Annotated in this window: 7 protein-coding genes; 3 read left to right on the top strand and 4 right to left on the bottom strand. The window is 64.5% G+C overall.

The window, feature by feature from the left end; translation table 11 throughout:
- The first annotated feature begins 94 nt into the window (after positions 1 to 94).
- Together AC1DRP_RS15695 and AC1DRP_RS15700 are read left to right on the top strand one after the other, a co-directional pair.
- Entirely contained in the window at positions 95 to 1,768 is a 1,674-nt protein-coding gene (locus AC1DRP_RS15695; RefSeq protein ID WP_476768936.1) for a formate--tetrahydrofolate ligase, read from the top strand.
- Between the two features lie 143 nt (positions 1,769 to 1,911).
- Positions 1,912 to 3,681, top strand: a complete 1,770-nt coding sequence (locus tag AC1DRP_RS15700) for a sensor domain-containing diguanylate cyclase (protein WP_476768937.1) — start codon at positions 1,912 to 1,914, stop codon at positions 3,679 to 3,681.
- Here the strand turns inward: AC1DRP_RS15700 and AC1DRP_RS15705 are convergent, their stop codons facing one another.
- Positions 3,682 to 4,719, bottom strand: coding sequence for an L-idonate 5-dehydrogenase (locus AC1DRP_RS15705; protein WP_476768938.1), 1,038 nt, complete (start codon positions 4,717 to 4,719; stop codon positions 3,682 to 3,684).
- Positions 4,720 to 4,857: 138 nt separating this feature from the next.
- On the opposite strand from AC1DRP_RS15705, the gene AC1DRP_RS15710 reads away from it, so the two are divergent.
- Positions 4,858 to 5,625, top strand: a complete 768-nt coding sequence (locus AC1DRP_RS15710) for an SDR family oxidoreductase (RefSeq protein ID WP_441507012.1) — start codon at positions 4,858 to 4,860, stop codon at positions 5,623 to 5,625.
- Between the two features lie 8 nt (positions 5,626 to 5,633).
- On the opposite strand, the gene AC1DRP_RS15715 is transcribed toward AC1DRP_RS15710, so the two are convergent.
- From AC1DRP_RS15715 to AC1DRP_RS15725, 3 genes are all read right to left on the bottom strand, one after another.
- A complete protein-coding gene (locus tag AC1DRP_RS15715) occupies positions 5,634 to 6,647 on the bottom strand; it encodes a GlxA family transcriptional regulator (protein ID WP_476768939.1) in 1,014 nt (337 codons plus the stop codon).
- Positions 6,644 to 7,207: an isochorismatase family protein gene (locus AC1DRP_RS15720; RefSeq protein WP_476768940.1), complete on the bottom strand. Its 564-nt coding sequence runs from the start codon at positions 7,205 to 7,207 to the stop codon at positions 6,644 to 6,646. Before AC1DRP_RS15720 ends, AC1DRP_RS15715 begins: the two co-directional genes overlap by 4 nt.
- A gap of 132 nt (positions 7,208 to 7,339) precedes the next feature.
- Positions 7,340 to 7,670, bottom strand: a 331-nt coding sequence (locus AC1DRP_RS15725) for a low affinity iron permease family protein (protein WP_476768941.1), incomplete at its 5' end; no start/stop codon positions are given.

Below are 7,670 nucleotides of genomic sequence, written 5' to 3' on the forward strand. Positions count from 1 at the left end.
CGGGAAAGCAGTGGCAGAATGGCCCGTTTCACGGCACTGTGACCGCCGATTCCKCGTGCTCCGGTCTGGGTCGCGACGCGGCGAAGGAAACCGTATGCCGACCGATATCGAAATTGCCCGCGCAACCGAACTCACGCCCATCGCCAGCATCGCCGAAAGGGTCGGGATTCCCGAAGAGGCCCTTCATCCCTACGGCAAGTACATCGCAAAGATCGATGGCGCCGCGATCCCGGATTTCGAGCAGCGTCCAAATGGAAAGCTGATCCTCGTCACGGCGATCAGCCCGACGCCCGCCGGCGAGGGCAAGACCACCACGACGGTTGGCCTCGGCGACGGCCTGTCTCGCCTCGGCAAGCGTACCATGATCGCGCTGCGCGAACCGTCGCTCGGTCCCTGCTTTGGCATGAAGGGCGGGGCCGCCGGCGGCGGCTATGCGCAGATCGTGCCGATGGAACAGATCAATCTGCATTTCACCGGCGACTTCCACGCCATCACCAGCGCCCACAACCTGCTCGCTGCGCTGGTCGACAATCATATCTATTGGGGCAATGCGCTCGACTTCGATGCCCGCAATGTCGCGCTGCGCCGCGTCATGGACATGAATGATCGCGCCTTGCGGCAGATCGTGTCGTCGCTGGGCGGCAATGGCAACGGCTATCCACGCGAGGACGGCTTCGACATCACTGTCGCCTCGGAAGTCATGGCGATCTTCTGCCTCGCTCGCGACCATGCCGATCTCGAGGACCGGCTCGGCCGCATCGTGGTCGGCCGCAGCCGCGACAAGCGCGCGATCACTGCCGCCGAGCTGAAGGCGACCGGCGCGATGAGCGTCCTCCTCAAGGATGCGCTCATGCCGAATCTCGTGCAGAGCCTGGAAGGAACGCCCGCCTTCGTCCATGGCGGCCCCTTCGCCAATATCGCCCATGGCTGCAACTCGGTGATCGCCACGCGCGCCGCACTGAAGCTCGCCGATTATGTCGTGACCGAAGCCGGCTTCGGAGCCGATCTCGGCGCGGAAAAGTTCTTCGACATCAAATGCCGCAAGGCCGGCCTCAAGCCGGCCGCGGCTGTCGTGGTCGCGACCGTCCGCGCGCTGAAGATGCATGGCGGCGCAGCCAAGGATGCGCTCGGCCAGGAGAACCTGAAGGCGCTCGAAGCCGGGCTCTCCAATCTGACGCGCCATGTCGTCAACATCCGGAAATTCGGCGTTCCGCCGATCGTCGCGATCAACAATTTCGACAGCGACACCCATGCCGAGCATGAGCTGATCCGCCATTATTGCCGCAACCATCTTGGCGTCGAAGCCGTGATCTGCCGGCACTGGGCCGAAGGCGGCGCGGGCGCAGAGGAGCTGGCGCGCAAGGTCGCCGCACTGGCCGACGATGACGAGGCGGATTTCGCGCCGCTCTATCCAGATGCCATGCCGTTGCGCGACAAGCTGCAGACCATTGCCGAAGAGATCTATGGCGCGGCTGGCATCTCCCACGACGCCAAGGTCGGCGCGCGCTTCGCGGAACTCGAAGCTGCCGGGCATGGACACCTTCCCGTCTGCGTGGCCAAGACCCAATACTCCTTCTCGGCCGATCCCACGTTGCGCGGCGCTCCCTCGGGCCACATCGTTCCGGTTCGTGAACTTCGCCTCTCGGCCGGGGCCGGCTTCGTCGTCGCGATCTGCGGGGACATCATGACCATGCCCGGTCTGCCCCGGGAGCCCGCCGCAGAACGCATCCATATCGATGCGGAAGGACAGATCGAAGGCCTCTTCTAAGCTTTTGCGGCTGGATTGGACACTCGCACGGGTGATTTCTAGCTTCACCCGTGCAAGCATCGTGACAGAAACAGGCCGAATCAAACGCGTCGAATCACGACATCCAGTTAGGTTCGGCGGACGCTGTCGGGGCACTGCTCGGGATGAGGGCGAATATCGCGCGGCCGGCCTTCACCTCGGGGTTGAGGGGCCGGGTTCTCGTCTTGACCCTGGCCGCCCTGCTTGCGGTCGCCATCCCCTCGACCGCAGCTCTTCTCTGGATCGTCAACGCGACGGTCGAGAAACTCGGCACGCTCTTCGCCGAGAAGCAGATCCTGTTCGATCGCTATCGCGGGCTGGAATCCCTGATGCGGGAGGTCTCGCTGGCCGAAACGGTGGCGCGCTCCCCAGCCATTCTTGCCTGGGCGGCAGATGAGAACGATCCCGAGAAATCCGAGCGCGGGCTCGCTGAACTTGAGCATTACCGGCTCTCGTTCAAGGATCGCAGCTATTTCGTCGTGCTCGACGGCTCCGGCAACTACTACTTCAACGACAAGCAGAACACTTACGAGACCGCCCGCAGGCGCTACACCCTCTCACGCGAGAACCCGCGCGACGGCTGGTACTACAAGACGGCGGCGCTCGGCTCCGGCTGCCACCTCAATGTCGACCACGACGACAATCTCAAAGTCACCAAGGTCTGGATCAACTGCATCATCAGCAAGGGGGCCAAGCAGCTCGGCATCATCGGGACCGGCGTCGATCTCAGCCAGTTCATTCGCGAAGTCGTCGATATCCCGCAGGTCGGCGTGCAGAGCATCTTCGTCGACCGCAACGGCGCGGTGCAGGCGCATCGCGATCCGCGCCTTGTCGACTTTCATAGTCTGACAAAGGACCTCAAGGCCAAGAAGACGATCTTTGCCCTTGTCGACGAAGAAGCCGACCGTGCGGCGCTGACCGGCATGATGGCTGAGGTCGCGCGGGGTGAAGCCCCCGTCCGCTCACGCTTCATGACCGTCAGCGGCCGCGAAACGCTCGTCGGAGTGGGCTATCTCGACCGCCTGGGCTGGTTCAACATCAGCCTGATGGATGTCGACCAGATCATCGATCGAAGGCTGTTTCTTCCGATCGCATTGCTGCTGGCCACCATCCTGATGACTGCCGCCACACTGATGACCTTGCTGTTCAAACGCAGCGTTCTCGACAGGCTGGCGCGGATGGAAGCCTCCGTGATGCGCGTCCGCGCCGGCTCGTTCACAGCTTCCGACACTGACGCCGGCCACGATGAGATCGGCCGCCTGTCGCGCGCCCTCGAGGAGATGGCACGCGCGGTTGGCGACAATACCGACCGACTCGAGGCAATGGTACGGGAGCGCACCGAGACGCTCGAGCATCTCGCCCATCACGACCCGCTTACCTCGGTGCTGAATCGACGTGGCTTTGAAGGGGCCTTTGCCCAGGAGCAGAACCGGGCCCTTCGCACCGGGCGCCCGACGGCGCTCGCCCTGGTCGATCTCGATGACTTCAAGACGATCAACGATACCTATGGCCACCAGGCCGGTGACCGGGTGATCATCGAGGTCGTACACCGCATGTCCGCCGTGCTGCGCAACTATGATATTTGCGCCCGCTGGGGCGGCGACGAGTTCATCCTGCTGATCGCCGACAGTTCGCTCGCCTCGCTTTCGGCGATTGCCGCCAAGATCGTCAGCGAGATCAGGGCAGCCCCGATCGAGCTTAATGGGGCGCAGGCGATCACCGCGACCGTGAGCATCGGCGCCTGCATCGTCGGCCCGCTGGAAACCCTGTCGAGCGCGGCCGCCCATGCCGATGCCGCGCTCTATGCCGCCAAGCATGGCGGCCGCGACACCTTCGTCGTCTACGACCCCGCGCTGCACGGCCAGACGGGCCATCCGACGCTGCGGCTCGGTTGATCAGGCGAAGGCGAGCTGCACCTTCATCGCCCGCGACTTGTCGCCAGCCAGCTCGAAGGCCTCGACGGCCCGCTCGACCGGGATCGACGCCGTCAGCAGCGGAGAGAGATCGACGCTGCCCGAGCCGATCATCGCCACGGCCCAGTCGAACTCCTCATGGAAGCGGAATGAGCCCCGCAGATCGAACTCCTTGGCGACCAGCACGTTCATCGGCAGGGTGAAATTGCCGCCGACGCCGATCTGCACAATGACCCCGCCGGGCCGCACCACGTCGAACGCACCCGTCAGCGCATGCTGGTTACCCGAGGCCTCGAACATCACGTCGAAGGTTCCCTTCTCCGCGCCGTACTCCGCCTTGAGCCGCTCCGGCTCCGCCATGACGTTGATCGCGCCCGTCGCGCCCATCTTCAATGCCGTCGGCAGCGGACCGTCGACAACGTCGGTCGCGACGATCTCGGAGGCTCCCGCCGCCCTGGCAGCGACCACGGTGAGCACGCCGATCGGCCCGGAGCCGGTCACCAGGACCCGCTTGCCGAGGAGGGGGCCAGCGCGCTTGGCGGCATGGAGGCAAACCGAAAGCGGCTCGGCGAAGGCGGCCTGCGCCGCCGGCACATGCGCAGGCAGCTTCACCGCCTGCCGCTCCTCGACGACGAGCACATCGCGAAACCCGCCCTGGACATGGGGGAAGCGCATGGCGCTGCCATAGAACAGCATGTCGGTGCAGTGTTGCTGCTGGCCTGCCTGGCAGTAGCGGCAACGCCCGCAAGCCCGGCTCGGATTGACGGCGACACGGTCCCCCGACCTGACCCGCGAGACCTCGCCGCCGACCGCCTCGACCGTCCCTGCGATCTCGTGGCCGAGGATCATCGGCTCGCGCACGCGGATCGTACCGAAGCCACCATGCTGGTAGTAGTGCAGGTCCGAGCCGCAGATCCCGCCCGCCTCGATCCGCACACGCACATCCAGCGGTCCGAGTTCCGGCACGGGCCTTTCCTCGACCCGCAGGTCCTTCGCGGCGTGGATGACGACTGCGCGCATGGCGGTTCTCCCAGGGAAGGCCTTGCCGGATTCGGCCGATCTGCAATTGTCTAATCGATTGAAAGATGCTTACCCAAGCTATGCGGGCCCGCGCAAATCGAATTTCTTCGGCCATACCTGCGCCATCGAGGATACGCCATGTCGCTTTCGCTGTTCAGCCTTGAAGGCAAGATCGCACTCATCACCGGTTCGGGCCAGGGCATCGGCCTCGCCATGGCCGAAGGTCTGAGCGAAGCTGGGGCACATGTCGTGCTCAACGGCCGCGACAAGGGCAAGCTCGAGACCGCACGCGCCGCGATCGCCAATTCCGGCCGCAAGGTCTCGATCTCTGCCTTCGACGTCACCGAGCAGGAGGCCGTCGAGGCGGCCATTGCCACGATCGAGGCCGAGGTCGGGCCGATCGACATCCTGATCAACAATGCCGGCACGCAGAAGCGGGCGCCCTTCACCGAGTTCCCCGCCGAGGACTGGCATTACCTGATCAATACCAATCTCCATTCGGTCTTCTATGTCACGCAGGCCGTGACGAAGCGGATGGTGCCGCGCGGCCGGGGCAAGATCGTCAATATCGGCTCGGTGATGAGTGAGCTCGGCCGGCCTACCATCGTGCCCTACACCGCCACCAAAGGCGCCGTGAAGATGATGACACGCGGTCTCGCCGCCGAGCTCGGCAAACATAACATCCAGACCAACGCGATCGGCCCCGGCTACATCGTCACCGAGCTCAACAAGGCGCTGATCGCCGACGAAACTTTCTCAGGCTGGGTCAAGAGCCGCACGCCCGCCGGGCGCTGGGGCGAGACTAAGGAACTGGTCGGCGCCGCGATCTTCCTCTCATCGGCCGCGTCCGACTATGTCAACGGCCATCTGCTGATGGTCGATGGCGGCCTGACATCGGTGGTCTGACCTCCGGTTCAGCCCGCAGCATTAGCCTCGCTCTGCCGCATCCGGCTCGGCGGCAGACTATGGAAGCGCCCCCAGGCCCGCCGCAATTGCCGAGGTGAAGCAAAGCCGGCGCGTTCAGCGACCGCCTCGATGTCGAGGCGGGAACCGGTCAGCAACTCTCGCGCGACGGCAACCCGCATCCGATTGACATATTCGGTGACGCTCATGCCCGCATGTTCGTTGAACAGGCGCGAGAGATTGCGCGGGCTCGTTGCGGCGGCATCGGCAAGCGTACTCACCGACCAGTCGCGCACCGGGTCGGCCGCCACCGCATCCTGTGCCCGGTGCACGGAAGGGTGGATGTGGTTGCGGCCTTCGAGCCAGGGCGAAAGCTGCGGATCGGCGCCGGCACGCCTGAGATAGACGACGAGATAGCGTGCAACGGCAAGCGCGCAGGCATGCCCCGCCATCCCCGCCACGACATGCAGCATCAGATCGATACCGGCTGTAATCCCGGCACTGGTCAGGCGCTCGCCATCCTCGACATAGAGCCGGTTCTCAAGGATTCGGGCCGCCGGCGCAGCCTCGGCGAGTTCGCTGAGGCAGTCATAATGCGTGGTGCAATCATACCCGTCGAGAAGCCCGGCGCGGCCCGCGAGCAGGGCTCCGGAGCAGATCGAGATGAAGCGGATGCCCGGACGAACCGCCCGCCGCAGCCACGCGACGATCTGCCCCTCCTGGACCGCATCCTCCTCCCGGCTCGAGCCCTGATGGCCAAGAGGCGCATCGGCACTGCCGGGCAGGACAAGCAGCGAGCCGTCTGGCAGGGAGGCTGGTAAGGGACCGATGGCTGTCATGCCAAGGCCGATCGAACTCCAGACATCAGGCAGCGGCCCGGCATAGGTCACGGTGAAGCGCAAGGCGTCCTGTTCCAGATTGGCCCGGCGCAGCACCTCGATCGGTCCGGCGACATCGAGCAGCAGCACGCGCGGTGGTACGAGCACATAGACCGGCACCTCGACGGGCTGCTGCTCGCGCGTCATGCTGCCAGCTTCTTGCTGCGCTGAGTGAGAGCGTCCTCGACGGTGGCGATGCGCGCAAAGCGATCGGCCAGAACAAGCTCCGTCCGCGCCCGTATTTCGGCTGCGCTCCACTGACGGCCGGCGGCATCGGTCATCGGGAAGGTCAGGGTCGCCTCGCCGACATAATCGACCTCATAGCCGAGGTCCGACGCGTGGCGCGTCGTGGTCTCGCAGCACTGCTCGGTGCGGACGCCGGAGACGATCACGCGGCGAATGCCATTCTCGGTCAGCCAGACATCAAGCCCACTGCCAACGAGCGCGCTGTGCCGCCCCTTGCGAAAGACGGCATCTGGTTCGAGCGTGAGCGGCGCGAGGGTCTTCACGTAGCCGGAACTCTCGGCGAAGGGACCGGTCGGGTCGACGTGGAAAATCTGGACGACAGGGATGCCAGCTTCCTTGGCTCCGTCGACGAGCGCCTGAAGCCGCGTGATGAAGGGCGACACATAGGTCTCTTCAAAATAGGCACGCTGCCGGAAGGATTCCTGGACATCGATCACGAGCAAGGCGGTATCAGAGGACATTTTGCATCTCCCACTTGAGGTATGGGCTTATGCTAAAGCTCTGAGTAATTGGCGAAATACCAGATCGAGACGAAGGGCGGACAAATCACGCCATGACGATAGACGATGCCTCGCTCTCCCGGCAAGCCGGAGCTAGTCACCGTTTTTCTCCCTCGCCTTCCTCGCCAGCCTCTCGAACTCCGCGCGCATCGCCTCGAGCTTCTCCTCGTCGAGTTCCTCAAGGTCGAGCAGCTCCTCCCGAGCCCCCTCAAGCCGAAGAATAAGCTCGTCGAGCTTGATCTGCATCGCTGCGGTGTCGCGGTTCTGGCTGTTCTGGATGATGAAGACCATCAGGAAGGTGACAATCGTGGTCGAGGTGTTGATCACGAGTTGCCAGGTGTCATTGAAGCCGAAGAAGGGCCCCGACGCTGCCCAGACGATGATGATCGCTAGCGCCAGGAAGAAGGTCTGGGGCTTGCCGGCC

The organism is Allobosea sp. 01N443 (assembly GCF_056399325.1).

Bases quoted from the DNA above. Each gene is read 5' to 3' on its own strand.
- AC1DRP_RS15695 (WP_476768936.1), top strand. From the start codon at position 95: ATGCCGACCGATATCGAAATTGCCCGCGCAACCGAACTCACGCCCATC.
- AC1DRP_RS15700 (WP_476768937.1), top strand. From the start codon at position 1,912: ATGAGGGCGAATATCGCGCGGCCGGCCTTCACCTCGGGGTTGAGGGGC.
- AC1DRP_RS15705 (WP_476768938.1), bottom strand. From the start codon at position 4,719: ATGCGCGCAGTCGTCATCCACGCCGCGAAGGACCTGCGGGTCGAGGAA.
- AC1DRP_RS15710 (WP_441507012.1), top strand. From the start codon at position 4,858: ATGTCGCTTTCGCTGTTCAGCCTTGAAGGCAAGATCGCACTCATCACC.
- AC1DRP_RS15715 (WP_476768939.1), bottom strand. From the start codon at position 6,647: ATGACGCGCGAGCAGCAGCCCGTCGAGGTGCCGGTCTATGTGCTCGTA.
- AC1DRP_RS15720 (WP_476768940.1), bottom strand. From the start codon at position 7,207: ATGTCCTCTGATACCGCCTTGCTCGTGATCGATGTCCAGGAATCCTTC.